The organism is Taklimakanibacter deserti (genome assembly GCA_003574785.1).
Genome location: QORU01000001.1, coordinates 1 through 26,609 on the forward strand (window position 1 = coordinate 1; position 26,609 = coordinate 26,609).

The following is a 26,609-nucleotide window of genomic DNA, read 5'->3' on the forward strand; positions in this document are numbered from 1 at the left end:
CAGCGACTGTTCGGTTGTGCGTGAGAACAGCGAAGATCCCAAGCTCCCCGACGGTTGTAGCCGGAGGGTGGACGGGCGACATCGCCGAGCGAGGGCCTGGCGGCCGCCAGGCCCCTCGCTACGTCGATCCTTGAACAGGATTCGACGACAGCTTCCAGATACAAGGGTGGTCGAGCTTGCGCGGGCCAGCAATCCGGCCCTTCGGATCATCGCCCGGGCTCATTCCGATGAGGAAGTCGACTATCTCACCAAGCTCGGCGCCGATGTGGTGATCATGGGAGAGCGCGAAATCGCCCATGGGATGATCGCCGCCCTCGATGTTCCCGCAGCGACCGGCGGAATCGAGCCTGATTTGCATTTTGAGCCCGGGCGGACTATCTCATGAGCCATGGATCAGGAAATCATCAAGCCCGAAGCCCAGCCGGCCCCCAGCTCCCATTCTATGGGCGTTTTCAACAGCTTCCTCTCGGCGGCGGGCGTCGTGCTCCTGTCGGTGACCAAGCTCGGCGCGGCTTTCGCCGCCATCATCTGGGCGCTGTCCCAGCTGTTGGGGTTGCCGGATATCGTCATGTATGTGCTGTTGGGGCTGGGCCTCATCCCGGTCATCTGGTCGACCATCTGGGTCGCCGGCCGCGCCTGGCATGTCGAGCAGCTGCTCGAGACCGGACGGGATGTCGACCGCCCGGTGTTCAAGGCCTTCCACTATTGGAAGAAGTCCTGAAGCCCTGAATGACCGAGGGCTTCCTGCTCGCTCAGCGCCTCGAAGCCGACAGCCTGTTTCTGGTGGACTGGCCGCTCTGCCAGGTACGGCTCATGGACGATGCGCGCTTTCCCTGGCTCATCCTCGTGCCGCGGCGGCCGGGACTGGAAGAGTGGACCGAGCTCGAGCCTGAAGATTCGGCGCTGCTCGCGCAAGAGATCGGCAGGGCTGCAGAGGCGCTTGCCCGGATGTTTACGCCAACCAAGCTCAATGTCGGGGCGCTTGGCAATATCGTGCGCCAGATGCATGTGCATGTCATCGCCCGCTTCGCGACCGATGCCGCCTGGCCTGGGCCCGTCTGGGGGCAGGGCTTGCGCATTCCTTATGAGGCCCTGCCAAGGGACCGGCTTTGCGCCGGTCTCTTGCCGCTTCTTAAATAGTCACGACGCGCTGTCGCAGACCTTGGCGATCTGCTCCTCGACCGCCTTGCGCACCTTGCCCTTGAAATCGACGTTCTTGGCGATGAGCTTGCCGATATCGCCTTCAGGCTCGATCCTGAAATCCGTCACGGCACAAGTTTTGTTGCTGACCTCGACCGCCACATCGAAGCTCTCGGCGAGTTTGACATGCACCTCTTCGCCGTCGTCGGTTTCGCATTCCACCGCAACGGTGGCCTCGATCTTCCGGCTCGCCGGCGACGTGCAGTAGTTGATCTTCTCGACCTTCACCAACTTGGTCTGGTCGATCTTGATCTTGACCTTGAACAGGCCGGCATCGACCTTCTGCTTGAGGCCCTTGCACAGCTTGGCCTTCTCGATGATCGGCTTGAGGATGTCGGCGACCTCGATATTCTCCGGACTGGCACAGTCGAACTTTTCTTCCGCCGAGGCGGGCTGAAACATTGCAAAGAACCCGAGACTTGCGGCGAGCATAATCGACGATGGTTTCATCTGGCAGTCCTTGTCATCCAACGAATGTCTTGCCCATCAATTGCGGGGAAATTCAGACAAGGCGTCATGGCTTTGGATGTCAGCATATGACAGCCGGCTGGGCCCCAAGTTTTTCTGGCCGCTGGCGCTTGTTGCCGAATCCATTATGCTGCACCGCACATGTCCATCTGGTCCCGTATAAGTCAGGCCATTTCCGTCATTGGCGACTCGGTTTCGACCTTCCTCGCGAAGATCTCGCAGCCACGCTCCAATCCGGAAATGTCGATCGCCTTCACCATCGGCGTCATCGCGCTCGGCGCCAAGATGGCGAAGGCCGACGGCGTCGTCACCGGTGAAGAGATCGTCGCCTTCAAGCAGGTCTTCCGGGTCCCCGAGCGCGAGCTTTCGGGCGTGGCGCGCGTGTTCAACCTCGCCAAGCAGGATGTCGCGGGCTATGACGCCTATGCGCGCCAGCTGGCCCGGCTCTTCGCCCAGCGCCCACAAGTGCTCGAAGACGTCATCGACAGCCTGTTCCACATCGCCAAGGCCGACGGCGCGGTGCATGAGCGCGAATTGACCTATCTCGAAAGCGTCGCGGAAATCTTCGGCTTCACACCGCGCGATTTCGCCCGCATCAAGGCGCGGCATCTGGCGCCGGCCAAGGATGATCCCTATGTCATCCTCGGCATCGAGGCCTTTGCCAGCGACGATGAGGTGCGCAAGCATTATCGCCGCCTGGTGCGCGACCTTCATCCCGACAAGCACATCGCGGCCGGCATGCCGCCCGAGATGATCAATGTGGCGACCGACCGGCTCGCCCGCATCAATGCCGCCTATGAGACGGTCGCCCGGGAGCGCGGCCTGTGAAAGGCACCTCCCTCAGGCATCGCATCGTGACCTCGCCCAATGTCGACCCGCGCGCCGCGGGCAAGACGGTGCGCATCCTGCTGCTCCACTACACCGACATGGAAAGCGCCGAAAAGGCCTGCGCCTGGCTGTGCGATCCAGCTTCCAAAGTCTCTTGTCATTATCTCGTCGATGTCGATGGAAGGATCACCCAGATGGTCGATGAAGATATGCGGGCCTGGCATGCCGGGCAATCGCTATGGAAGGGTGAGCGCGACATCAATTCCGCCTCGATCGGCATCGAGATCCAGAATCCCGGACACGATCACGGCTATCCTGATTTTCCCCAGGCGCAAATGGCGGCGGTCGCGGCGCTCGGGTGCGATATCGTCGCGCGGCACGCGATCCCGCCTGAGCATGTGCTCGCCCATTCCGATGTAGCCCCGCGCCGCAAGAGGGACCCTGGCGAGAAATTCGACTGGAAAGAGCTCCACGAACAGGGGCTCGGCCATTGGGTGCCGCCGCACAGGCTGGGCGGTGGGCAGTTCCTGCAGCAAGGCGACTCGGGCGATGCCGTCGAGGCACTGCAGGCGATGCTGGCGCTCTATGGCTATGGCATCGAGATCACCGGCGACTATGACCGCGAGACGCAGATTGTCGTCACCGCCTTCCAGCGCCATTTTCGGCCGGCGCGTATCGATGGCATCGCCGACCGCTCGACCATCGAGACGCTGCGCCGCCTCATCGACGCCTTGCCGGCAGCGGATGTGGCGTGAACGCGTCGCCTACTTCTTGCTGCAGGCGCGGATCAGGCTTTCGAAATCGGAACCTTCGAGCGGGAAGGTGTTCTCCTCCGTTCCGGTCTTCACCGTGAAGCGGTCGGCCTTGCGCAATTCGGCGAAGAGCGCATCGCCGGCTGGGATCGGCGCTTCGGCGCTGGTCGTCGCCGCCATCTCATTGGGCGCCGTCAGGGCGTCATAGGTGAAGTCCTTGCCGCCGACATTGATCGTGAGCTTGATCTTATGATCGGGCTTCAGCTCTTCTCCGGCCTCCGGGACAAAGACGCGGATCTCGCCCGATTGCAAGGCACAGCCGAAACTGATGCCGGCATCCTCCGATTCGGGCACGCCGAAGACGAGATAGGCGTCTTCATCGGCCGTATCGAAAATCCATTCGCGTTCCTGAGCCAGTGCCGGTATCGCCGCACAAGCCAAAACCGCGGCCAGCACATAGCGCAGCCACATATCACCCTCTCGTATCGTCGAAGAATCATAGCCGAGTTGCGGGACGGGGGTAAGACCCGCTCAGCTGTTGACGGGCGACCGTCCGGTGAACTTGGTGATGGCCCAGGCTACCCCTAAGATCGCCAGCGAGATGATCGCCCACAAGATGACGGCGGCAATCTCTCCGACATTCTGCAAAAGCAGCGCCAGCCAATTGATGAATTCGACCGTTTCGGGATCGCCGCCGACCTTGTCGGCATTGTTGGCGGCAAGGCCGGTCACGGCGCCGATGATCCAGTAGCCAAGCGCTGCGATCGCCGTCCACAGGCCGACGCACAACCAGGCAATGATCCAGACGAGGTTCTTCATACGCGCAATTCCCGTTCGAAATGATCGAGCAGCAGCCTCAGATTGCGGGTATTGGATTTGAACAATACGTCGAAAATATCCCCGGCCACGGGAATGGCGCCGAGCCCGGTGTCGATGGCGACATTGCCGATCATGCGCGCAATGAGCTGGGGCGGCGCGCCGAGGCGCCACGCCTCCATGAGAGCGAAGGCGGAAATGCCGAGTCCGATCACATCGCCGGCACCCGGAATGAGGCCCAATGCCGAATCGGCGCCCAAGCGTATGCGTGTGCCCGGAATGTGAAGTGCCGAGTCCATGATGCGCGCCAGCCGCTTCAGCCGCGCAAGGCTGCGAGCGCGATCGTCAAAGTCAAAAGCGGCGGCGGTGGCGGCAAAGGCGGTCATCATGTCCCCTAGCGCGCATCCCGGCGAAGTGGAATCACTTCGCCGAAAAGGATTCGCGCCAAATCAATATCCCGGAGCAAATCCTTATCGCCAAAGTCTTCAACTTTGGCGGGATTTGCTCTGGAACGGCTGTTAGATAGGGGGAGGTGCCGTGGATTCAATTGGTTTTTTCGGATTTCCATGGCCGGGTTGACGGAGCGTCGCCGAGCTCCTACCTCTGGAGGGCCAGCTGGCCGGATGACCGCCTTGGAAGGCTTAAGCCTTCCGGGGAGGAAAGTCCGGGCTCCATGGAGATACGGTGCCGGGTAACGCCCGGCGGGGGCAACCCCAGGGATAGTGCCACAGAAAACAGACCGCTTCAGATCCGTCCGAAGCAAGGGTGAAACGGTGCGGCAAGAGCGCACCGCGCGGCCGGCAACGGGCGCGGCACGGTAAACCCCACCGGGAGCAAGACCGAATAGGGGCGGCGCGGGCCGTAAGGCCCAGGGTCCATTTCCAACCTGCCGCCCGGGTTGGTCGCGCGAAGCGCATGGCGACATGCGTTCCAGATGAATGGTCATCCAGCGCCCGAAAGGGCGTGGACAGAACCCGGCTTACAGGCCAGCTGGCGTTTTCTCCTTTTTCCCTAAGGAAACCGCTTGGCAAAGCGGCTCAACCTCGGCGCCAAGGATCCGCTCCAAGTTATTGTTTTAGAGCCGTTCCTTGCCAGCCGTCCGAGCCTGCCCCGCATCCCGTCACGCCATCGCCGTCGAAACGATTTGTTAAGGCGGTACGGAGCATTGTCGCATTCGCATTAGTAATCTGTTCACCGTACCGAAATCATGACTTCATCGCCCAGCGCAGATGCCCGGCACAGACCGGTGATGCTCGCGGAGGTGCTCGCTGCACTGGCGCCGCGCGATGGCGGCATCTATGTCGACGGGACCTTCGGCGCCGGCGGCTATACGAGAGGGCTCCTCACCGCCGCTGAGTGCAAGGTCCTCGCCATCGATCGCGATCCGCAGGCGATTGCCGGCGGCGCGACGCTCGTCGCCGATTTTCCCGACCGCCTGACGCTGGTCGAAGGCCGCTTCAGCGACATGGAAAGCCTTGCCGCGCGTTTCGGCATCACCATGATCGACGGCGCGACGCTCGATGTCGGTGTGTCCTCGATGCAGCTCGATGAGGCGGAGCGCGGCTTCTCCTTCGCCAAGGACGGTCCGCTCGACATGCGGATGGCGCAGGCGGGCCTCTCGGCGGCCGATGTCGTCAACCGGGCCGAAGCCGACGAGTTGACACGCATCATCGGCATATTGGGCGAAGAGCGCAAAGCCCGCGCCATCGCCCGGGCGATCGTGCGGGCGCGCGACGAAGAGCCCATACTCACCACAGGAGCGCTGGTCCGCGCCATCGAGAAGGCGACGGGAAAGCAGCGCCCGCAGGAGCGCATCCATCCGGCGACACGCACCTTCCAGGCGTTGCGCATCCATGTGAACCAGGAGCTCGAGGAGCTGGCGCGGGCACTCTCGGCGGCCGAGCGGTTGCTCAAGCCGCAAGGCCGTCTTGCGGTCGTCACCTTCCATTCGCTGGAAGATCGTATCGTCAAGCGTTTCTTTGCCGAGCGCAGCGGCAAGCTGCCGTCGTCATCGCGCCATATGCCCGGACGCGAGGCGGCAAGTGCGGCGCGTTTCACCCCGTTGTTCAAGGGCCATCAGCAGCCTGGCGCTGAAGAGACGGCGCACAATCCGCGTGCCCGCTCGGCCAAGCTGCGCGCCGGTATGCGCACCGGGGCGGAGGCCCTGCCACTCGACCTCGAAGGATTGGCAGTTCCACTGATCGAAGGGCGGCGCCACTGATGCTCAGAGCTTTCAATGCATGCCTGGTTCTGGCGGTGCTCGCAGCCGCCTACGTGCTCTACTCGCTCGAACATTCCATTCGCGGCGTCGAGCGCCAGATCGCCCGCTCGAATGCCGCGATCGCCGGCGAGAAGGAGACGATCGGGCTGCTCAATGCCGAATGGTCGAGCCTGGTGCGGCCCGAGCGGCTGCAGCGGCTCGCCGAGCAGCACCTGAAGCTCAAGCGCATCTCCCCCGACCAATTCGTCAAGATCAACGAGCTCGCCACGCGCATCCCCGCCGAGCCGCCGGTGAAGCTCGAGGAGGACGGCAAGGATGCGATCGGCGACATTCTCAAGGCGATGGAGTGAGGCCCACGATGGTCAGTGTCCGCAAAGATGGCCATCTCGCCGGGCGTAACCGGTTGCGTCTGGTGAGCTTCGGTTTCATCCTGTTCTTCGCCTCGATCAGCGCCCAGCTCGGCTATCTCACTCTGTGGCAGGATCGCCCCGAGAAGACCGCCGTCGAATACAGCGAGAGAGTGCCGCGGCCCGACATCGTCGACCGCAATGGCGTGGTGCTCGCGACCGACGTCCCGGTATTCTCGCTCTATGCCGATCCACGCAAGATCCTCGATGTCGACGAAGCGGTCGAGCTCCTCACCGCCACCGTGTCGGGTTTCGATGCCAAATCGCTGCGCCAGAAGCTGGTGCAGCCCAACCGTGCCTTCGTCTGGCTCAAGCGCGAAGTGAGCCCGGCGGAGCGCGAGGCGATCCACAATCTCGGCATCCCCGGCATCGGCTTCAGGGTCGAGACCAAGCGGGTCTATCCGATGGGACGCCTCGCCGCTCATGTGCTGGGCTATGTCGATCTCGATTCCAAAGGCATCGCCGGCATCGAGAAGTTTCTCGACGATCAGGGCGCGCTCTATACCGCTTCCCTCGCCGAGGATGACACGCGGGCGAGGCCCGCGGTGCTGTCGATCGATATGCGCGTCCAGCATGCGCTCGCCGATGAGCTCGCCAAAGGCATCGCCAAATTCCATGCCAAGGCCGGCGGCGCCATCGTTCTCGATGCGAAGAGCGGCGAGGTGCTGGGGCTGGTCTCGCTGCCCGACTTCAATCCCAATCAAGAGAACAAGAACTTCACCTTCGATCAGGCCAACCGGATGACGAGCGGCGTCTTCGAGCTGGGCTCGGTCATCAAGGCGGTGTCCTTCGCCATGGCCTTGGACTATGGCACGGCGGATCTCACGAGCCGCTTCGATGCCCGTGCGCCCCTGGTGATCGGGCGGGCCGTCATCCACGACTTCCAGCCGACCCGGCGCATCCTGTCGCTGCCCGAGGTGTTCACGAATTCCTCCAATATCGGCACCGCGCGCATGGTGCTCGGCGTCGATGTGGCCAGGCACCAGGCATTTTTGCGCCGGGTCGGGCTGATGGACCGGCTGGTGACGGAACTTCCGGAAAACGCCAAGCCGATCCTGCCCAAGCGCTGGGGCAGGCTGGTCCAGGCGACGGTCGCCTTTGGTCACGGTTTTGCCGTACAGCCCCTGCAAGGAGCGCAGGTGGTGGCAGGCTTGCTCAATGACGGAAATATGCTCCCGGTGACGTTCCTCAAACGTGACCGGGCGGACGCCAAGCCGTTGGCGCACCGGGTGATAAAATCCACGACCAGCGAGAAACTGCGCTATCTGTTCCGGCTCAACGGGCTCGAGGGCAGCGCCCGCAGCGCCAATGCCAAAGCGCCCGGCTATCGCATCGGCGGCAAGACCGGCACGGCCGAGAAGGTCGTGAACGGGCGCTATGACAAGAGCAAGAACCTGACCGTCTTCACCGGCGCCTTCCCGATGGAAGATCCGCAATATGTCATCATGGTATTGATGGACGAGCCGCAGGCGACGCCCGAGACCTATGGCTTCTCGACCTCGGGCTGGAACGCGGTGCCGACCGGCGGCAATATCGTCGCCCGCATCGCGCCCTTGCTCGGCATCGAACCGGTGCTCACCGAGGAGGAGCGCAAGACGCTCGCCAAGCAGGCGGAGAAGGAAGGGAGGACCTGACGATGAGCGTCCTGCTTTCCCGCTTGCTCGCCGACGACGCAGCCCTGCCGCGGGGTGCCGAGGATGCCGCGATTTCGGGCCTTACCGCCGACAGCCGGCAGGTAAAGCCGGGCTTTCTGTTCGCGGCACTGCCCGGCACCAAGGTCGACGGCGCCGAGTTCATCCCGCAAGCGATCAAGGCGGGTGCTGCCGCCGTCATCGCCGGCACGTCGGCGGCTTCTGTCCCGCAGGCGAGCCCGATCCTGATCAAGGCGGAAAACCCGCATCAGCTTTTCGCCCGCATCGCCTCGCGCTTCGCCGGCAGCCAGCCCGACATCGTCGTCGCCGTCACCGGCACCAACGGCAAGACCTCGGTCGCGGCCTTCGTGCGCCAGATCTGGCAATCGATGGGGTTTCGCGCCGCGAGCATCGGCACCGTCGGCATCGTCGGGCCGGCGGGCGAGGAATATCTCGCCCATACGACACCCGATCCGGTGAAATTGCATCACACGCTGGCGGGCCTGGCACTCGATCACGTGACGCATCTCGCCATGGAAGCCTCGAGCCATGGCCTCGCGCAATTCCGCCTGGATGGCGTGCGCCTCGCGGCGGCGGGCTTCACCAACCTCACCCGCGACCATCTCGATTATCACGCGACATTCGAGGATTATTTCGCCGCCAAGATGCGGCTGTTCTCGGAATTGCTGCCGGAAGGGGCGACGGCGGTGATCAACGCCGATACCGATATCGCCAAGGACGTCGTGGCGCGCGCCAAGGCGCACGGCCTCACGATCTTCACCGTCGGCGAGAAGGGCTCCGGCATCAAGCTCGTCTCGAGCCAGCGCGACGGCTTCGGCCAGCGCCTGGTGCTGGCGACCGCAAGCGGCCAGCATGAGATCTATCTGCCCCTGGTCGGCGACTTCCAGGTATCCAACGCGCTCGTCGCCGCGGGCCTCGTCATCGCGACCGGCGGCGAGGAGGTGCTCGCCGTCCATGCGCTCGAATCGCTGAAAGGCGCCAAGGGCCGCCTCGATCTGGTGGCGCATTCGGAGAAGGGCGCGCCGATCTTCGTCGACTACGCCCATACGCCCGATGCCCTGGAAAAAGCCGTGCTGGCGCTGAAACCCTATGTGAAGCGCAAACTCGCGGTCGTCTTCGGCGCCGGCGGCGACCGTGACAAGGGCAAGCGCCCGCAAATGGGTGCCATCGTCGCGAGGCTCGCCGACATTCCCTATGTGACCGACGACAATCCGCGCTCGGAGGATCCGGCCGTGATCCGTGCCGAAGTGATGGCGGCATGTCCTGGCGGCATCGACATCGGCGATCGCGCCCTCGCCATCCGCACCGCGGTCGATGCGCTGGAAGAGGGCGACATCCTTCTCGTCGCCGGCAAGGGCCATGAGCCGGGCCAGGCCATCGGCGGCAAGGTGCTGCCGTTCAGCGATCATGATGCGGTCAGAGCGGCGGTCGCCCAAGAGGACTATCATGGCTGAGCTGTGGACGATCGATGAGCTCATTGCCATCACGGGCGGGGAATTGCGCGGCGCCGTCTCGGTGCCGCTGACCGGGGTTTCGATCGACAGCCGCAGCGTCGCCAAGGGCGACATCTTCGCCGCCATCAAGGGCGACCGCGTCGACGGCCACGACTATGCGCATGTGGCGCTCAAAGCCGGCGCCGGTCTTGCCATCGTATCGCGGCCGACGGACGAGATGGCCGCAGCGGGCCCCTTGCTCCTGGTCGATGACGTGCTCAAGGCCTTGGAGAAGATCGGGCTTGCGGCGCGCGCGCGGTCGAAAGCGCAGATCATCGCGGTGACCGGCAGCGTCGGCAAGACCAGCACCAAGGAGATGCTCCGCCTCGGGCTCTCCGCCTCGGGCTATACCCATGCCTCGATCGCTTCCTTCAACAATCATTGGGGCGTGCCGCTGACGCTGGCGCGCATGCCCAAGGACACGGCCTATGGCGTGTTCGAGATCGGCATGAATCACGCGGGCGAGATCACGCCGCTGGTCAAGATGGTGCGCCCGCATATCGCCGTGATCACCACCGTGGTGGGGGTGCATCTCGGCTATTTCTCCTCCGTCGACGAGATCGCCGATGCCAAGGCCGAGATCTTCTTGGGCGTCGAGCCCCAAGGCCACGCGGTCCTCAATCGCGACAATGAATATTATGACCGGCTCGTTGCCGCCGCGCGCAAGGCCGGCATCCGGGATGTCGTGGGCTTCGGCAAACATCCCGATGCCCAGGTGAAGCTCGAGAGAATGGCTCTCCATGCCGATTGCTCCTGCATCACGGCCTCGATCCTGGGGGAAGAGGTGATCTACAAGCTCGGCATTCCGGGCGAGCACATGGTGCTCAACAGCCTCGCCGCACTCGCCGCCGTCAAGCTTGCCGGCGCCGATCTGGCGCGCGCCAGCCTGGCGCTGGCCGCTGCGCAACCGCCGAAGGGCCGTGGCGTGCAGTCGCTGCTCAAGGCGCCGGGCGGACGGCTCCTGCTCATCGATGAAAGCTACAATGCCAACCCGGTCTCGGTGCGCGCGGCGCTGGCGCTGCTCAAGCGGGCGGAACCCGGGAAAAACGGCCGCCGCATAGCGGTCCTGGGCGACATGCTGGAGCTCGGCGACGAGGGCGCCGCGCTCCATGCCGGCCTCGCCGGCGCAGTAGACGAGGCCAAGGTCGATGTCCTATATGCCTCGGGGCCTCTGATGGCCCATCTCTGGGACAAGATTCCGCCGCAACGGCGGGGTGCCTATGCCGAAAAATCGGATGGTCTTGCGGCCCCGCTCTTGGGCGGGCTGAAAGCCGGCGATGTGGTGATGGTCAAAGGGTCGCTCGGCAGCCGCATGGGGCCGCTGGTCGATGCCATAAGGGGACAGTTCCATCCAGCCGACAAGGACGGCCGCTAATGCTCTATCACTTGCTTGTCGGCCTGACCGACGAAGTCTCTGTCCTCAACGTGTTCCGCTACCAGACGACGCGGACGGGCTCGGCCATCCTCACCGCTCTGCTGTTCATCTGGTGGTTCGGGCCGACGATCATCTCGCTCCTCAAGGTGAAGCAGGGCAGGGGCCAGCCCATCCGCAGCGACGGGCCGCAGCGCCATATCGTCGAGAAGCAGGGCACGCCGACCATGGGCGGGCTCATGATCCTCTCCGGCATTCTCGTCTCGACGCTCCTGTGGGCGGACCTCACCAACTACTATGTGTGGGCGGTCCTGTTCGTGACGCTCGGCTTCGGCGCCATCGGCTTCTATGACGATTTCCTCAAGGTGACGAAGTCGACGACGGACGGGTTCTCCGGCAAGATCCGTCTGCTGATGGAAGTCCTGATCGCCGCGGTCGCGGTCGGCATCTTCATGGGCATCGGCGACAAGACGATCTCGAGCGCGCTGGCGGTGCCGTTCTTCAAGGACGTGCTCATCCAGTTCGGCTTCTTCTTCCTGGCGGTCGGCGTGTTCGTCGTCGTCGGCGCCGGCAATGCCGTCAACATGACTGACGGCCTCGACGGATTGGCCATCGTGCCGGTGATGATCGCCGCCGGCAGCTATGGCCTCATCGCCTATCTCGTCGGCAATGCCGTCTTCGCCGAATATCTGCAACTCCACAATGTGAAGGGCACCGGCGAGCTCGCGGTCCTGTGCGGCGCCATTCTGGGCGCCGGGCTCGGCTTCCTGTGGTTCAACGCGCCGCCGGCGATGATCTTCATGGGCGACACCGGCTCGCTCTCGCTCGGCGGCGCGCTCGGCGCCATCGCGGTCGCGGTCAAGCACGAGATCGTGCTCGGCATCATCGGCGGACTGTTCGTGCTCGAGACAGCCTCGGTCATCGTCCAGGTCGCCTCCTTCAAGCTCACCGGCAAGCGCGTCTTCGCCATGGCGCCCCTGCATCATCACTTCGAGCAGAAGGGCTGGAAGGAGCCGACCATCGTCATCCGCTTCTGGATCATCGCCTTCGTCCTGGCGCTGATCGGTTTATCGACCCTCAAGCTCAGGTAGGCGTGGATGTTTCCCGCCCGCACATTCGCGAACAAGAAAGTCGGGGTGTTCGGGCTCGCCCGTTCCGGCACCGCTTGCGCGGAAGCTTTGCGGCTCGGGGGCGCCCAGGTCTTCGCCTGGGACGATGACGCGCAATCGGTCGAGAAGGCGAAGCAAGAAGGCTTAGCCATCGGCGATCTCCGCGCCATGGATTTCGCGAAACTCGATTCGCTCGTCCTCAGTCCCGGCGTGCCGCTCACCCATCCCAAGCCGCACTGGACGGTCGAGAAGGCGAAAGCCGCCGGTGTCGAGATCATCGGCGACACGGAAATCTTCCAGCGCGAGATCAAGGATTCGGGCGCGAAGCTCGTGGCGATCACCGGGACCAATGGCAAGTCGACGACGACGGCGCTCGCCGGTCACCTCTTCGCTTCCGCCGGACGCGATGTCGATGTCGGCGGCAATATCGGCACGGCGGTGTTCCTGCTGCGCCAGCCGGTTAAGGACCGCGTCTATGTGCTGGAACTGTCGTCCTTCCAGATCGATCTCACGCCGAGCCTCAAGCCCGATGCCGGCATCCTCATCAATATCACGCCCGATCATCTCGATCGGCATGGAACGATCGAGAATTATGTCGCGGTCAAAGCGCGCCTGTTCGCCAGGCAGACGGCGGGCGATACCGCGATCATCGGCGTCGATGAGAGCTGGGGCGAGGATATCGTCCGCAAGCTCGACACCGGCGCCACGGTGCTGCCGGTCTCGGTGGAGCGCGCGCTCGACAACGGCCTGTCGGCGCCCGAGGGCATCCTCGAGGAGCGCCGGGACGGCAAGGAGTTGGCCTCCCTCGACTTGCGCCAATTGCCGGCGCTCAAGGGCCGGCATAATTGGCAGAATGCCGCGATGGCCTATGCGGCGGGTCGCGCCCTGGGCCTGAGCCTTGCCGATATCAGGCAAGGGCTCATGAGCTTTGCCGGGCTCGCGCATCGCATGCAGGAGATCGGTCGGCTCGACGGCGTCGCCTTCGTCAACGACTCGAAGGCGACCAATGCCGATGCGGCGGCCAAGGCGCTCTCCTCTTTCGACGAGATCTATTGGATCGCGGGCGGCATCGCCAAGGCCGGCGGCATTACGCCGCTCAGTTCCTTTTTTCCCAAGATCAGGCGCGCCTATCTCATCGGCCAGGCGGCGGACGAGTTCGCCCAGACGATCGGGGGCAAGGCGCCCTTCATCAAGACGGGCACGCTCGACAAGGCGGTCGAGGCCGCGGCACAGGATGCCATCAAGGACGGCCGTTCGGGCGCCGTCGTGCTCCTGTCGCCTGCTTGTGCGTCTTTCGACCACTATCGGAATTTCGAAGTTAGGGGGGATGCCTTCGTCAAAGCGGTGGCCGCTTTGCCGGGCATCCGGATGACTGAGAGGGGGAATGGACATGCTGATAAGCCGCAGTGACCGGGGACTCTTCGCCTCCTGGTGGTTCACCGTCGACAGGCTCCTTTTGAGCGCCGTCCTGCTGCTGATGGCGGCAGGCGTGCTGATCAGCATGGCGGCGAGCCCGCCGGTCGCCGAAAGGCTCGGCCTCGACTCCTTCCACTTCTTCAAGAACCAGCTGTTCTATCTGGGCTTCGCCGTCATCATCCTCATCGCCACCAGCCTGCTCGAGCCCTTGCAGGCGCGGCGGATCGCCTTCGTCGCCTTTTTCGGCTCGCTGGCGATGATGGTGGTCGCCCTGTTCTATGGCCCTGAGATCAAGGGCGCGCATCGCTGGATCGATATCGGGCCGATCGGCCTGCAGCCGTCGGAATTCGCCAAGCCCGCCTTCATCGTGATGGCGGCCTGGTTCATGGCCGAGAATGCGCGCAAGCCGGAAATGCCGGGCCTCCTCATCACCCTGCTGCTGGCCGGCGCCTTCGTCGGCCTTTTGGTGCTGCAGCCGGATTTCGGCCAGTCGGCGCTGGTCGTCATCACCTTCATCGCGCTCCTGCTCATCTACGGCATTCCGTGGATCCTGGTCTTCGGCGTCAGCGCGCTCGCCGCCGCAGGCGTGTTCCTTGCTTACAATATGATCCCGCATGTCGCCTCGCGCATCGACCGCTTCCTCAATCCGGAGAAGGGCGATACGTTCCAGGTCGATACCGCGACCCAGGCCTTCCAGAATGGCGGGCTGTTCGGCGCCGGTCCCGGCGGCGGCGAAGCCAAGCAGATCCTGCCCGACTCGCATACCGATTTCACCTTTGCCGTGGTGGGCGAGGAATTCGGCTTCATCGCCTGCATGGGATTGATCCTGCTCTTCGCCTTCATCGTCATCCGCATATTGGGCCGCGCCAAGACGGAGCCCGATCCTTTCCCCGCTTTGGCGATGAGCGGCCTTGCCGTGATCTTCGGCTTGCAGGCCGTCATCAACATGGGCGTCAATGTCTCGCTGCTGCCGGCCAAGGGCATGACCTTGCCGTTCATTTCCTATGGCGGCTCGTCGCTGATGAGCATGGCCTTCGCCATGGGCCTCGTGCTCGCCTTCGCGCGCTCGCGTACGCTCGCCAGCCAAGCCGATCCCGCCTGGCGGGCGGCGGCGGCTTGAGAGGAGCGCATGGCGCTTCACGCCCAGGAACCGAACCGGCTCGTCGTCCTTGCGGCCGGCGGGACGGGCGGACATCTGTTCCCGGCCCAGGCGCTGGCCGAGGCGCTGGTCCGGCGCGGCTATGTCATCCATCTGATGACGGATGAACGGGTGCGCGACTATGGCCGCTCCTTCCCGGCGCTCGAGACGCATCTGGTGCCGGCGGCGACCATTTCGCCGTCAAAACCCTTCCTCTTGCCGGCGCAGCTCATGCGTCTCTACAAAGGCTACCGGGCCGCGCGCGACGTCCTCGCGAAACTGAATCCTGCCGCCCTTGCCGGCTTCGGCGGCTATCCGTCCTTTCCGCCGGTCATCGCCGCCTCGCGCCTCGGCATACCGTGCTGCATCCACGACCAGAACGCCGTGATGGGACGCGCCAATCGCGTGCTGTCGCGCTATGCCGATGCGGTCGCTTCCTCCTTCCCGTCGCTGGAACGGCTGCCGGAAGCCTCGAAGAACAAGCTGCGCTATACCGGCAATCCGGTGCGCGGCATCGTGCTCGAGAAGGAGGCGGCACCCTATGAGCCGGCGGCGGCCGATGCGCCGTTCAATCTCCTCGTCTTCGGCGGCAGCCAGGGTGCCCGGTTTTTTGCGGAGTTCCTGCCGGAAGCGATCAAGCTCCTGCCCAGAGCGGTGCTGCGCAACCTCAAGATTGTCCAGCAATGCCGGCCGGAGGACATCGAGCGCGTCAAGGCCGCCTATGGCGCGCTCGACATCGCCTTCGAGCTCGCCTCCTTCTTCGCCGACATGCCGCAGCGCTTCGCCGATGCACAGCTCATCATCTGCCGCTCGGGCGCTTCCACCATCGCCGAGCTCGGCGTCATCGGGCGCCCGGCCGTCATGGTGCCGCTGCCGCATGCGCTCGACAATGACCAGCTGCACAATGCCGAATTCTTCGCCGGCAGGGGCGGGGGGTGGGTCATGCCGCAGGCCGATCTCAACCCGCAAGAATTCGCTGCATTCCTGACCCGTCTCAGGTATCAAGACGATGAACTTGCCGGAGCGGCGCGTGCGGCTCTGGCGCAAGGCATGCCGGACGCCGCCGAGCGCCTCGCCGACCTGGTCGAGGACCTGGCGCACGGGGCCAATACGGAGACGACAAGCAAATGAAACTCCCGCGCGAAGTCGGACCGATCCATTTCATCGGGATTGGCGGCATCGGGATGAGCGGCATCGCCGAAGTGATGGCGACACTCGGCTACAAGGTGCAGGGCTCGGATCTCGCCGACAATTACAATACCCAGAGGCTGCGCAAGAGCGGCATCGCCGTATCGATCGGCCACGACGCCCGCAATCTCGGCGATGCGCAAGTAGTGGTGGTGTCCTCGGCGGTGAAGCCCGACAATCCGGAGCTCGCCCAAGCGCGCGGCCGCTTCCTGCCGATCGTCAGGCGCGCCGAGATGCTGGCCGAGCTCATGCGCTTCAAATCCTGCGTCGCGGTCGGCGGCACGCATGGCAAGACGACGACGACGTCGCTGGTCGCGGCCTTGCTCGATTCCGGCGGCTTTGATCCGACCGTCATCAATGGCGGCATCATCAATGCCTATGGCACCAATGCGAGGCTCGGCAAGGGCGACTGGATGGTGGTCGAGTCGGACGAGTCCGACGGCACCTTCGTGAAGCTGCCGGCCGATGTGGTGATCGTCACCAATATCGATCCCGAGCATCTCGACCATTACGGCTCTTTCGACAAGGCCAAGGACGCGTTCCTCGCTTTCGTCGAGAACATTCCCTTCTACGGCTTCGCGGTGATGTGCATCGACCATCCCGAGGTCCAGGCCTTGATCGGTCGGGTACGCGACCGGCGCATCATCACTTATGGGAGGAGCCCGCAGGCTGATCTCCGCCTCATCGATCCTTCTTACAGCGACGGCGAGATGCGCTTCACCGTGCGGGTGACCGACCGGCACCGGGGCACGGTCCATGACGTCGACGGCCTCACTTTGCAGATGCCGGGCGATCACAATGCCCTCAATGCGACGGCGGCTTTCGCCGTGGCGCGCGAGCTCGGCATCACGGAAGAGAAGATCCGGGCGGGCTTCAAGAGCTTCACCGGGGTCAAGCGCCGCTTCACCCGCACCGGCGAGCACAATGGCGTTACCGTGTTCGACGATTACGGGCATCATCCGGTGGAGATTGCCGCGGTGCTGCGCGCGGCGCGCGGAGTTACCAAGGGGCGAGTTATCGCCGTGATGCAGCCGCACCGCTATACGCGGCTCTCGTCGCTGTTCTCGGAATTCTGCTCCTGCTTCAACAGCGCGGATGCGGTCATCATCGCGCCCGTCTATGCGGCGGGCGAAAGCCCGATCGAAGGGGCCACCCACGATGCGCTGGTCGAAGGTCTGCGCGACCGCGGCCACCGCGGCGCGCAGAAGATCGATGCGCCCGAGCAATTGCCTGCCATGGTGAAAGAGCTGGTGAAGCCCGGCGACATCGTCGTGTGCCTGGGGGCCGGCACCATCACCCAATGGGCCTATGCCTTGCCGCAACAACTCGCGGCCCTCGACATCCAGGGAAATCGCATATGAGAATTCTTGAAGTGAGCGAGCCCCATCCGATGTTCCCCCTCTCCCGTTGCGAAGCAATGGGAGAGGGTGGCCGAAGGCCGGGTGAGGGCTCTTTGTCTCAACAGGAATCCTTGTTGAGGTTGGGCCACACGGCTCGAAAGAGCCCTCATCCGCGCTTCGCGCACCTTCTCCCATTGCTTCGCAACGGGAGAAGGGGAATGAGGGGGAGGCCTTTCGACTTGCACATGCGACTGCGCTGCCTAGACGCCGGAGGTGCGTGATGCGGGTCACTCTCGATGGCGAGAAGCTGCTCAAGCGATTGCCGAAGGCGAAGGGGAGGCTCGAAGCCAATTTCGCGCTCGCCGACCTGACCTGGTTCCGGGTCGGCGGCCCGGCCGAAGTTCTGTTCACGCCGGCGGACGAGGCCGATCTCGCGCACGTCCTGAAGGCGACGCCGGATGACGTCCCGGTCTATGTGATCGGGGTCGGATCGAACCTCCTGGTGCGCGATGGCGGCGTGCCGGGCGTGGTGATCAGGCTCGGCAAAGGCTTTGGCGAGGTGAAGCAGGAGCCGGGACACCGGATCAGAACCGGAACATCGGTGCCTGACGTTAGGGTCGCCCGTTTCGCTCTCGATCATAGTATCGGAGGATTAACCTTTCTGAGAGGTATACCCGGCACGATTGGCGGCGCGCTTCGGATGAACGGTGGAGCCTATGGTCGCGAGACCAAGGACGTTCTCGTGGAAGCGCGGGCCGTTGATCGGAGGGGAGCGCTGCACGTGCTGTCGAACGCCGACATGCAGTATACGTACCGCCATTGCGGTGCGCCGGAAGATTTCATCTTCACCGAAGCCCTGTTTCAGGGCGAGGCCGGGGATCGGGATCAGATCGCGCGCGCCATGGACGAGGTGACGGAGCGCCGGGAGGCGACGCAGCCGATCAAGAGCCGCACCGGCGGATCGACCTTCAAGAATCCGCCCGGCCATAAATCCTGGCAGCTCATCGACCAGGCGGGCTTGCGCGGATACTCCATCGGCCCCGCCAAGGTTTCCGAGCTGCACTGCAACTTCCTCATCAATGAAGGCGGCGCCACGGCGGCCCAGATCGAGGAGCTCGGCGAAACCATAAGGCATCGGGTCAAGGACACGTCCGGCATCGAGCTCGACTGGGAGATCAAGCGCATCGGCATTCCGGCGGGGGCAGGGTAATCGCATATGAAAATTCCTGGACCAGGCAAGCCATTGCTAATTTTCCCCCTCGCCCGTTGCGAAGCAATGGGAGAGGGTGGCCGAAGGCCGGGTGAGGGCTCTTTGTTTCAACAAGGAATCCTCGTTGAGGTCGGATCACACTGCACGAAAGAGCCCTCATCCGCGCTTCGCGCACCTTCTCCCATTGCTTCGCAACGGGAGAAGGGGAGGAACGGCGAGGCCTCTCAGTTTCCATATGCAATTGCCCCTCCGGCGGAGGGAGCCTGATGGCAATGCGCGATCCGAAACTCACTCATGTCGCCGTCCTGATGGGCGGCTGGTCGGCCGAGCGCGAGGTGAGCCTGGCGACCGGCGAGGCTTGTTCCGACGCGCTGCGCCGCGCCGGCTTCCAGGTGACCCCCATCGACGTGAAGCGCAATATCACGGAGGTGCTGGCCGACCTCAGGCCCGATGTCGCCTTCAACGCGCTGCATGGCAAATGGGGCGAGGATGGCTGCATGGCGGCGATCCTCGAGACGATCGGGGTCCCCTATACCCATTCGGGCGTGCGCGCTTCCGCCATCGCCATGGACAAGGTGAAATCGAAGATATTGTTCGCCGCTGCCGGCATTCCGGTCGCCGACAGCCGGGTCGTCGATATCGAGCTCGCGGCGACCCAGCATCCTTTGCCCTTGCCCTATGTGCTGAAACCGCCGGCTCAAGGGTCGAGCGTCGGCGTCCATATCGTCGATTTGAGCTCCAATGGCCCGGCGACGATGATCCTCGAGGAACGCGAGCTGTTCGGCGATCAGGTCCTGGCCGAGCGCTTCATTCCCGGCAAGGAGCTCACTTGCGCGGTGATGGGCGATGTGGCGCTCGGCGTCATCGACATCCAGCCCGCCGTCGGCTTTTACGACTACCGGGCCAAATATGCGCCCGGCGGATCGGTGCATATCCTGCCGGCGGAGATACCGCGCGATGTCTATCGCAAGGTGCAGCACTATGCGCTTGCGGCACACCAGGCGCTCGGCTGCAAAGGCGTCAGCCGCGCCGACTTCCGCTATGACGACACGCCCGGCGGTGAGGGCGAGCTCATCCTTCTCGAGATCAACACGCAGCCCGGCATGACCGGCACATCGCTCGTCCCCGAGCTCGCCCAACATGCCGGACACAGTTTCGAGGAGCTGGTGACCTGGATGGTCAATGACGCTTCGGTGAACAGATGAACTTCCTCAATCACATACGCCGCCGGGCTTTCTGGTTCTTCCGCAGCCTGCCGCCCAAAGGCCCGAGCTTCAGGGCGCGGTTCATCGCCAGGGCCGGAGCCTGCGTGCTCCTGTTCGGCTCGATCATCCACGGCCTCGTCATCGGCGGGCATCTCGATTATGACGGCAGCCCGTGGCGCAAGCTGCCGGGGCAGCTCGCAAGCTCGCTCGGTTTCGCCGCGGACGATATCCGCATCACCGGGCTCGTCCATCAGGAGCCGGACACGCTGCTCTCCGCCATCGGCGTGACGCCCGGCGGGTCGCTGGTCGGCTTCGATGCCGTGCGTGCCCGCGCTTTGCTCGAAAATCTCGACTGGGTCGCGCAGGCGACGGTGATGCGCAAATATCCGAACCGGCTCGATATCGTCGTCACCGAGAGGCAGCCTTTCGCCATCTGGCAGCGCGACGGCGCCCATTATGTCATCGACCAGACCGGGACCGCGATGAGCACGCTCGATCCCAAGCGGCTCGCCTCTTTGCTGCTCGTCACCGGCGAGGGGGCGCATCGCGCCGTCGCGGGGCTCGTGAACGAGCTCGAGACCGTCCCGCAAGTGAAGAAGCATGTCGCCGCCGCGGCGCGCGTCGGCGAGCGGCGCTGGACGCTCTATCTCGACAATGGCGTGACGATCGCCCTGCCGGAAACGGGATCGGACAAGGCGCTCATGACACTGGCCAGGCTCGACCGCGCCCAGGGACTCCTGAGCAAGGGCATCAAGGCGATCGATCTCAGATTGCCGGGCGAGATGATCGTCGAGCTGGCCGCACCGGTTGCGCCCGACAAGGATGTTAAGAAGTTCAAGGTAAGCCAGCAGCAATAGCGCATGATCCGGAAAAGTGGATGCCGGTTTTCCGGAAAGATCATGCGCAAACAGAAGGATAAAGCGCGATGGCGACTCGAAGAAGAGCCATCACGCTTTAGCGGTTGGTAGGCGGAAGAGGGGTGTTGCATGACTGTCGTTGAGTTGCCGGTGAAAAGCGAGGCGAAGGGCCAGGGTTCGGGCCGGAGCGGTCTCGTCGCGGCGCTCGACATCGGCTCAACCAAGATCAGCTGCATCATCGGCGAAGTGGTGAGCCAGAACCGCCGCACCGCCGACGGCAAGGAAGCTTCCGCTTTGCGCATCCTGGGCTTCGGCTGCCAGGCCTCGCGCGGCACGCGCCATGGCGCGATCGTCGATCTCGACCAGGCCGAGCGCGCCATAAGGCTCGCCGTCGATTCGGCCGAGCGCATGGCGAAGCGCACCATCACCTCGGTCTATGTCAATGTGGCGGGCGGCAAGCCGCAATCGAACGCCTATGCGGCGACGGTCGAGACCGAGACCGGCCAGGTCACGGCGCGCGACGTCGAAATGGCGACGCGCGCGGCCTTGGCGCAGGGACATCAGTCGGGGCGGCGCACCTTGCACACGGCGCCGGCGCAATTCCATCTCGATGCCGCGCGTGGAATTGCCTCACCTCTCGGCATGTTCGGCAAGCTCCTGACCGCCGAAGTCAATGTCGTCTCCGCCGAGCCCTTAGCCTTGCGCAACCTGGCGCTGGTGATCGAGCGCTGCCATCTGACCGTCGCCGACTATGTCGTGGCCCCCTATGCGGCGTCGCGCGCGGTGCTGGCGGAGGACGAGATGAAGCTGGGCGTCACGCTCATCGACATGGGCGGGGCCACCACCGGCGTCGCGGGCTTCCATGACGACCAGCTGGTCTTTGCCCACGTCATCCCGGTCGGCGGCATGCACATCACCCACGACATCGCGCGCGGGCTTTCGACCACCATCGCCCATGCCGAGCGGATGAAGACGCTGTTTGGCAGCGCCATGGCGACTGTCCTCGACGACCGCGAGACGGTGGCGGTTCCCTTGCTCGGCGAGCGCGGCGTCGACACGATCTATCACGCGCCGAAATCGATGCTGACCGGCATCATCAGGCCGCGTCTCGAGGAGATCCTCGAAATGGTGCGCGAGCGCCTCGACCAGGCGAGCTTCGCGAGGCTCGCCGGAAGCCGCGTCGTCCTGACCGGCGGCGGCAGCGAACTGACAGGGGTGCGCGAGATCGCCGCCCAGTGGCTCAACCGGCAGGTGAGGCTCGGGGCACCCTTGCCCATAGCCGGTATGCCCGAGGCCGCCCGCTCGCCCGCTTTCGCGACCGCCATGGGGCTCTTGAACTACGCGCTCAAGCCCGATGTCCATCACGCCGCCGCCGTCACCCGCGAGGCGTTGCAGGCCAAGCAGGCCGGCTATCTGCGCCGCGTCGGCCGATGGATCGCCGATAGTTTCTGAGCCGCCGGCGTTCGGTTGACCAGCGATAGCGTCCCCAGGATAATTCATTCGGACTGACGCAAATAATGAAGCTATCCTGACTCGCGCTCATGGGGACGCCGGTGTTTTGGAAGATTTCTCTAGCGGCTACGCTCGGGTGTTTTGTCTTGGCTTCTCCGGCGCTTGGAATCCGCATCGGGTCCGACGATCGAATGACATTTGGAGAGTTCGCCTCGGCTAGCGGTCTGAAAGACAGCGAGGTTCAAAGACTTTTCAGCGCCAGTGTCCGGATCGTCTGTCCTTGGGGGACAGGAGGAGCCGCTCTGATTGGGGACGGACGCGTGTTCGTGACCGCCGATCACGTTATATTCGGCACTGCCGACGAAGAACTGGCTCCGCTTGTGTGTTATCTGGAGTCATTCGATGGCAAGCAGAAATTCCAGATTGATGCGAAAACTCTCATACGCGGCAAATCGGTTCAGCCGAAGGCCATTTCAACCGGTGACAATGACTGGACGATCGGCAGGATCCGCTCGGCTGTAGCTGGGATAGTGCCCTATCGGCTTGGCCGCTCGCGGAAGCCCGGACAAGAGGTTATCGCGGTTTCTCAGGGACAGCTCAATTGGAAAAACCACACCTATCCCACGCCAAGCATAGGGAAATGCCGCATTCTGAGCGCGTCGATTTCCTCCGACTATACCGACTGCGATTCGGACAAAGGCTCGTCCGGAGCCACACTGCTGGGTCCGGTTCTGTCGACGGGCGAAGCCCCGGAGCTCATCGGGATTGGTGTTTGGACATACTACGGTCCGGCGGGTGCATATTCCAGCAAGGACTGCGATGACACCAGGAAATGCGCCACGCAATATGTGGGCATTCGCGGCAAGCTGCGAAAGGCGATACTTAAGATGTTGGCGGAATAGGCCTTACCATCGCGCGGCATCGCCCGGGCGACATCGGGACGTACCGCCTCAAAGAGAGCGGGATTTCGGATTTCGGTGACAGTGCATTTAATTGTTCGGATTTAGGTGACAGGGATTTCGGTGACAGTGCATTTAATTGACGCGGATTTCGGTGACAGTGCATTTAATTGACGGGCATGCCGAAACGGTGTAACCTGGGATCCATGGCCCGACTTGCTCGTGTCGTCATCCCCGGCCTGCCGCACCATGTCACTCAGCGTGGCAATGGCCGCCAGCGCACCTTCTTCGTCGATGCCGATTACGCGTTCTATCGCGATCTCCTGGCCGATAGCTTGAAGGCCGCGGGCGTCGCCTGCTGGGCCTGGGTGCTGATGCCCAACCATGTTCACCTGATTCTGGAACCCTCCGATGAGGACGGCTTGCGGCGCGCGCTGGCGCCGGTCCATCGGCGCTATGCCGGCATCATCCATGCCAGGCGCAAACGCATCGGCCATTTCTGGCAAGGCCGCTTCGGCTGCGCCGTGATGGACGAGGATCATCTTGCGGCGGCACTGGTCTATGTGATGCTCAATCCGGTGAGGGCACGGCTCGTTGGGCGGGCGCAAGACTGGCGGTGGTCGAGCGCGCGCGCTTATCTAAGAAGCGCTGCGGACGGGCTCACGCAGACGCGGTCGGTCTTGCAACGGTTTCCCGATATGGGTGAGATGCTGAAGCACGAAGCGGATGCGGATGCTTTGCGCAGGCTGAGGGCGGCGGAGACGATCGGGCGACCCCTGGGCGAGCCGGGCTTCCTGCGGCGGATCGAGCGCAAGACCGGGCGAGATCTCATGCCAGGCAAACGCGGGCCTAAGCCGAAGCGGCGCGCTCGCGATTAAGTGCACTGTCACCGAATTCCTGTCACCGAATTCCGAAAAACGCGGGCCTAAGCCGAAGCGGCGCGCTCGCGATTAAGTGCACTGTCACCGAATTCCTACTGTCACCGAATTCCTATCGCGATTAAATGCACTGTCACCGAATTCCTATCGCGATTAAATGCACTGTCACCGAATTCCTTCGATTAAGTGCACTGTCACCGAATTCCCAGTGGCTCAACCGGCAGGTCAGGCTCGGAGCACCCTTGCCCATAGCCGGCATGCCGGAAGCCGCCCGTTCGCCTGCTTTCGCGACCGCCATGGGGCTCTTGAACTACGCGCTCAAGCCCGACGTCCATCATGCCGCCGCCGTCACCCGCGAGGCGTTGCAGGCCAAGGAAGCCGGGTATTTGCGGCGGGTGGGCCGGTGGATCGCCGATAGTTTCTGAAGAGCTACGGGACAGGCCGAGGACCGTTGGGCTGAAGTCCTGACTTACTTCACAAGCCTCTTGCCGTTCACATCGACGAGCGCGCAGGCATGCTGGTGCGAGGTCTCCTTGAAGGCGTCGAACCCTGCGCTCGTCGCAATCGAACAAGGCCATCTCCTCGGCATCGAGATGGCTTTCGGCGCCTCCGGACCAGGACCATGCGCCATTTTTATGAGCAGCAATGGCCTTGGGATTGGCGGATTTGCGGTATTGCTCCAACACTGCTGGCGATCGTCCGCAAGGTCTGCGCGACCCGAAGCTTCAGATTACGCGTCTGCGCGTCGATGCCGTCTTCGCCGGGATGCCCGCAAACCTCGCGGTCGTGCGGTTCGGCGAAGCTGTCCGGCCTGACCACCCGAAAGCCGCTGGTGCGGTAGAAGTTTATCCAGGATCTGAGCCAGCCGTCGATGCTGTCGAGTCTGTTGCAGCCATGGAGCAGCAAAAGAGTGCCGCGACGGCCAGTGCCGGTTGGCTCCCAGCGATCACCTTTTTCATAAGGAAGGTCTGGTCCTTTGGCAGCGGTGCCAAAGGGGATACCTGTCGGCGTTGCCCCGCCGGTCCGCTTGCCATCGATATCGAACAGGACGCATTCCCGCCGGGCCAGGCTCTTATAGGAGGATGTGCGCAAGGCGGCGGTGCAGCTCTTGAGAGCGGTTTTGGTGGCGGTGTTGATTGAGGGCTTGCCAAAGGAGTCGGCCCAATATCCGCCCGGGCCGACGGCAAAGGCGTTATGGCCTTTCAGATGCGGACAAGTATGAATCGCGTAGAACTCCGCTATTGCCGAGATGTGAATGTCGTCATCGAGAGGGGATTCGGCAACGCCTTCTCTCGTCAACATGAGAATAAAAATGATGATACAGAACAGAAACCCAGGCCCTGAGAGGCGTTCACTATACATGTAGTACCCCACCGCCCGTGATACTTTGACGCTTCAGCAAATCGACGCACTATTCACACAGAACGATAGCCGACCTGTGATCCTAAGGCCAATATCTGTGTTAGGTACAACGGCAGCTTTAGAGTTAACAGGCTGACGCACGTCGTCTCCATGATCGATCAGTCTCATTACTCAAACGAGGCGGCCGCGCGATTGCAACGAATGCCTCATACAGATTGTGAGTATATTTTTTTTTCGACGCAGGTCCTGCGCCTATTGCGCGTAAATGTTTTTAATGCAACCATACCGTAACGATAAAGGGCAGTAGGGGCGGCATGCTGTCGGATCATCACGATGCGCTGGTGAACGTTAACATCGCAGATAACCGATACGATACTCTGCAGTTACGTCTTAGCTTACGAAATTCCAAGATAACCGCTTTTTTGGAGAGAATTCGCTTTTACATTGATCAAGTTGGATCAATGGGCGCTCGTAAAATATCTCTACTAATAGTCGCGCTGCTTTTTGGGATTCAGTTGACGCTGAGGGCCGCAGCAGATGACATGGACAATGGTTTGTCAGTGAGCGCTGGTTCAGTTCGGGCGCTAATAGAAAAATCGCGCGACGAAACCGGAAATATCCCGAGAATTGGAAAGCGGATCGGCCTATTCATATTGGATAGGCAGAAAGATGATGATTACTCAGATTTTCTGTTTTTTGAACTGCAGTTACTCGGAAGAGTTGTTGAGTTTGTTTATGTCGCAGATAAACCATACCAGTTATCCGACGATGGATCGGAACTCGTTATCGCTCGCGATTTTGACGAAGGTGAAATTGCATTTCTAGCACAGCACATTCCATTTGCCCGACAGACAATAGAACGCAACAAACGGAATCTCTCTCCGGCTTCGTGCGAATTCTTTTCTGAGGGAGATCCAAATCGACCGGATCGAATACAAACTGCCTATATTTTTGTTGGCCGAGATAATCAGGACGTTAGTGCTTGTCTTCACAAGCAGTTTTTAAAATCCTTTGGGATCATTGATCAACGAGTAAATGGCCTTTCTTTCGCCGACAATTTCCTAACGCAGCTCATTGCTTTGAGGGTCGTGGACCTTTGCAGTGGGGTGAGTCCTATCAAAAGAGAAGATTGCTTGGATAATGAAATAACGAAATTCAAGGTTGGGAGATAGCTATGGCGGACAGAGTGCGCAGCATCAGTGACCCTTTCTCTAGCCAAATGAGCATAAACGGTTCGATAAGTGTTAACGCCGGCGGCATTGCTACAGGCAGTGGATCAATCAGTATTGGGACAAGGGACGGTATCACTGGATCATTGGGCGCCGGCGTATCTAACTCCGGCTTCG

Annotated in this window: 28 protein-coding genes and 1 other RNA gene; 24 read left to right on the top strand and 5 right to left on the bottom strand. The window is 62.8% G+C overall.

Annotation, left to right across the window (positions count from 1 at the left end; all coding sequences use genetic code 11):
• Positions 1-166 precede the first annotated feature (166 nt).
• The 3 genes from DS839_RS36830 to DS839_RS00015 are packed head-to-tail and all read left to right on the top strand — an operon-like array spanning position 167 to position 1,140.
• Positions 167-385, top strand: coding sequence for an NAD-binding protein (locus DS839_RS36830; RefSeq protein ID WP_438816469.1), 219 nt, complete (start codon positions 167-169; stop codon positions 383-385).
• A 3-nt stretch (positions 386-388) separates the two neighbouring features.
• Entirely contained in the window at positions 389-721 is a 333-nt protein-coding gene (locus DS839_RS00010; protein WP_119268238.1) for a hypothetical protein, read from the top strand.
• Between the two features lie 8 nt (positions 722-729).
• On the top strand, positions 730-1,140 hold the full coding sequence (locus DS839_RS00015; protein ID WP_119268239.1) for an HIT domain-containing protein: 411 nt from the start codon (positions 730-732) through the stop codon (positions 1,138-1,140).
• Here DS839_RS00015 and DS839_RS00020 read toward each other — a convergent pair whose 3' ends face one another.
• On the bottom strand, positions 1,141-1,602 hold the full coding sequence (locus DS839_RS00020; protein ID WP_162918178.1) for a hypothetical protein: 462 nt from the start codon (positions 1,600-1,602) through the stop codon (positions 1,141-1,143).
• 207 nt (positions 1,603-1,809) lie between these two features.
• Here DS839_RS00020 and DS839_RS00025 point away from each other — a divergent pair, with 207 nt between their 5' ends.
• Both DS839_RS00025 and DS839_RS00030 read left to right on the top strand, forming a co-directional pair.
• Positions 1,810-2,496 (top strand): TerB family tellurite resistance protein, encoded by a 687-nt coding sequence (locus tag DS839_RS00025; RefSeq protein WP_119268241.1) that lies wholly within the window; start codon positions 1,810-1,812, stop codon positions 2,494-2,496.
• Positions 2,493-3,251 carry a peptidoglycan recognition protein family protein gene (locus tag DS839_RS00030; RefSeq protein ID WP_368910953.1) on the top strand — a complete coding sequence of 253 codons (759 nt, stop codon included), beginning with the start codon at positions 2,493-2,495 and terminating at the stop codon, positions 3,249-3,251. The genes DS839_RS00025 and DS839_RS00030 overlap by 4 nt, the downstream gene beginning before the upstream one ends.
• Positions 3,252-3,260: 9 nt before the next feature.
• Here DS839_RS00030 and DS839_RS00035 read toward each other — a convergent pair whose 3' ends face one another.
• From DS839_RS00035 to DS839_RS00045, 3 genes are read right to left on the bottom strand one after another with little or no spacing between them, the layout of a single operon-like run.
• Positions 3,261-3,719: a hypothetical protein gene (locus DS839_RS00035; protein ID WP_119268242.1), complete on the bottom strand. Its 459-nt coding sequence runs from the start codon at positions 3,717-3,719 to the stop codon at positions 3,261-3,263.
• Between the two features lie 60 nt (positions 3,720-3,779).
• Positions 3,780-4,067 carry a hypothetical protein gene (locus tag DS839_RS00040; protein WP_119268243.1) on the bottom strand — a complete coding sequence of 96 codons (288 nt, stop codon included), beginning with the start codon at positions 4,065-4,067 and terminating at the stop codon, positions 3,780-3,782.
• On the bottom strand, positions 4,064-4,453 hold the full coding sequence (locus DS839_RS00045) for a DUF4112 domain-containing protein (RefSeq protein WP_368910954.1): 390 nt from the start codon (positions 4,451-4,453) through the stop codon (positions 4,064-4,066). The genes DS839_RS00040 and DS839_RS00045 overlap by 4 nt, the downstream gene beginning before the upstream one ends.
• A 222-nt stretch (positions 4,454-4,675) precedes the next feature.
• On the opposite strand from DS839_RS00045, the gene rnpB reads away from it, so the two are divergent.
• From rnpB to DS839_RS36180, 18 genes are all read left to right on the top strand, one after another.
• Positions 4,676-5,062: RNase P RNA component class A (gene rnpB, locus DS839_RS00050), an RNA gene on the top strand.
• Positions 5,063-5,271: 209 nt separating this feature from the next.
• On the top strand, positions 5,272-6,285 hold the full coding sequence (gene rsmH, locus DS839_RS00055; protein WP_119268244.1) for a 16S rRNA (cytosine(1402)-N(4))-methyltransferase RsmH: 1,014 nt from the start codon (positions 5,272-5,274) through the stop codon (positions 6,283-6,285).
• On the top strand, positions 6,285-6,635 hold the full coding sequence (gene ftsL, locus DS839_RS36175; protein ID WP_162918179.1) for a cell division protein FtsL: 351 nt from the start codon (positions 6,285-6,287) through the stop codon (positions 6,633-6,635). The genes rsmH and ftsL overlap by 1 nt, the downstream gene beginning before the upstream one ends.
• A gap of 8 nt (positions 6,636-6,643) precedes the next feature.
• Positions 6,644-8,326 (top strand): peptidoglycan D,D-transpeptidase FtsI family protein, encoded by a 1,683-nt coding sequence (locus DS839_RS00060; RefSeq protein WP_162918180.1) that lies wholly within the window; start codon positions 6,644-6,646, stop codon positions 8,324-8,326.
• Positions 8,327-8,328: 2 nt separating this feature from the next.
• The gene (locus DS839_RS00065; RefSeq protein WP_119268246.1) at positions 8,329-9,798 is read left to right on the top strand and encodes a UDP-N-acetylmuramoyl-L-alanyl-D-glutamate--2,6-diaminopimelate ligase; all 1,470 of its coding nucleotides are present in this window, start codon (positions 8,329-8,331) and stop codon (positions 9,796-9,798) included.
• The gene (locus DS839_RS00070; RefSeq protein WP_119268247.1) at positions 9,791-11,212 is read left to right on the top strand and encodes a UDP-N-acetylmuramoylalanyl-D-glutamyl-2,6-diaminopimelate--D-alanyl-D-alanine ligase; all 1,422 of its coding nucleotides are present in this window, start codon (positions 9,791-9,793) and stop codon (positions 11,210-11,212) included. Before DS839_RS00065 ends, DS839_RS00070 begins: the two co-directional genes overlap by 8 nt.
• The gene (mraY, locus tag DS839_RS00075) at positions 11,212-12,300 is read left to right on the top strand and encodes a phospho-N-acetylmuramoyl-pentapeptide-transferase (protein WP_119268248.1); all 1,089 of its coding nucleotides are present in this window, start codon (positions 11,212-11,214) and stop codon (positions 12,298-12,300) included. Before DS839_RS00070 ends, mraY begins: the two co-directional genes overlap by 1 nt.
• 6 nt (positions 12,301-12,306) lie before the next feature.
• The gene (gene murD, locus DS839_RS00080) at positions 12,307-13,728 is read left to right on the top strand and encodes a UDP-N-acetylmuramoyl-L-alanine--D-glutamate ligase (RefSeq protein ID WP_119268249.1); all 1,422 of its coding nucleotides are present in this window, start codon (positions 12,307-12,309) and stop codon (positions 13,726-13,728) included.
• Complete coding sequence (gene ftsW, locus DS839_RS00085; protein WP_119268250.1) at positions 13,703-14,854, top strand: putative lipid II flippase FtsW; 1,152 nt, start codon at positions 13,703-13,705, stop codon at positions 14,852-14,854. Before murD ends, ftsW begins: the two co-directional genes overlap by 26 nt.
• Before the next feature lie 9 nt (positions 14,855-14,863).
• Entirely contained in the window at positions 14,864-16,003 is a 1,140-nt protein-coding gene (gene murG, locus DS839_RS00090) for an undecaprenyldiphospho-muramoylpentapeptide beta-N-acetylglucosaminyltransferase (RefSeq protein ID WP_119268251.1), read from the top strand.
• On the top strand, positions 16,000-17,421 hold the full coding sequence (gene murC / locus DS839_RS00095) for a UDP-N-acetylmuramate--L-alanine ligase (RefSeq protein ID WP_119268252.1): 1,422 nt from the start codon (positions 16,000-16,002) through the stop codon (positions 17,419-17,421). The genes murG and murC overlap by 4 nt, the downstream gene beginning before the upstream one ends.
• Positions 17,422-17,680: 259 nt before the next feature.
• A complete protein-coding gene (gene murB, locus DS839_RS00100) occupies positions 17,681-18,610 on the top strand; it encodes a UDP-N-acetylmuramate dehydrogenase (RefSeq protein ID WP_119268253.1) in 930 nt (309 codons plus the stop codon).
• A 272-nt stretch (positions 18,611-18,882) separates the two neighbouring features.
• A complete protein-coding gene (locus DS839_RS00105; protein ID WP_119268815.1) occupies positions 18,883-19,815 on the top strand; it encodes a D-alanine--D-alanine ligase in 933 nt (310 codons plus the stop codon).
• Positions 19,812-20,672, top strand: coding sequence for a cell division protein FtsQ/DivIB (locus DS839_RS00110; RefSeq protein ID WP_119268254.1), 861 nt, complete (start codon positions 19,812-19,814; stop codon positions 20,670-20,672). The genes DS839_RS00105 and DS839_RS00110 overlap by 4 nt, the downstream gene beginning before the upstream one ends.
• Before the next feature lie 129 nt (positions 20,673-20,801).
• Positions 20,802-22,124 carry a cell division protein FtsA gene (gene ftsA / locus DS839_RS00115; RefSeq protein ID WP_119268255.1) on the top strand — a complete coding sequence of 441 codons (1,323 nt, stop codon included), beginning with the start codon at positions 20,802-20,804 and terminating at the stop codon, positions 22,122-22,124.
• A gap of 89 nt (positions 22,125-22,213) precedes the next feature.
• The gene (locus tag DS839_RS00120) at positions 22,214-23,026 is read left to right on the top strand and encodes a trypsin-like serine peptidase (RefSeq protein WP_119268256.1); all 813 of its coding nucleotides are present in this window, start codon (positions 22,214-22,216) and stop codon (positions 23,024-23,026) included.
• A gap of 203 nt (positions 23,027-23,229) precedes the next feature.
• Positions 23,230-23,901 (top strand): transposase, encoded by a 672-nt coding sequence (locus DS839_RS00125; protein WP_119268257.1) that lies wholly within the window; start codon positions 23,230-23,232, stop codon positions 23,899-23,901.
• Positions 23,902-24,143: 242 nt separating this feature from the next.
• A complete protein-coding gene (locus tag DS839_RS36180; protein WP_162918181.1) occupies positions 24,144-24,326 on the top strand; it encodes a hypothetical protein in 183 nt (60 codons plus the stop codon).
• Between the two features lie 208 nt (positions 24,327-24,534).
• Here the strand turns inward: DS839_RS36180 and DS839_RS00130 are convergent, their stop codons facing one another.
• A complete protein-coding gene (locus DS839_RS00130) occupies positions 24,535-25,263 on the bottom strand; it encodes a hypothetical protein (RefSeq protein WP_162918182.1) in 729 nt (242 codons plus the stop codon).
• A 314-nt stretch (positions 25,264-25,577) separates the two neighbouring features.
• Between DS839_RS00130 and DS839_RS36185 the strand changes: the two genes are divergently transcribed.
• Entirely contained in the window at positions 25,578-26,435 is an 858-nt protein-coding gene (locus DS839_RS36185) for a hypothetical protein (protein ID WP_162918183.1), read from the top strand.
• Positions 26,436-26,609: the final 174 nt, after the last annotated feature.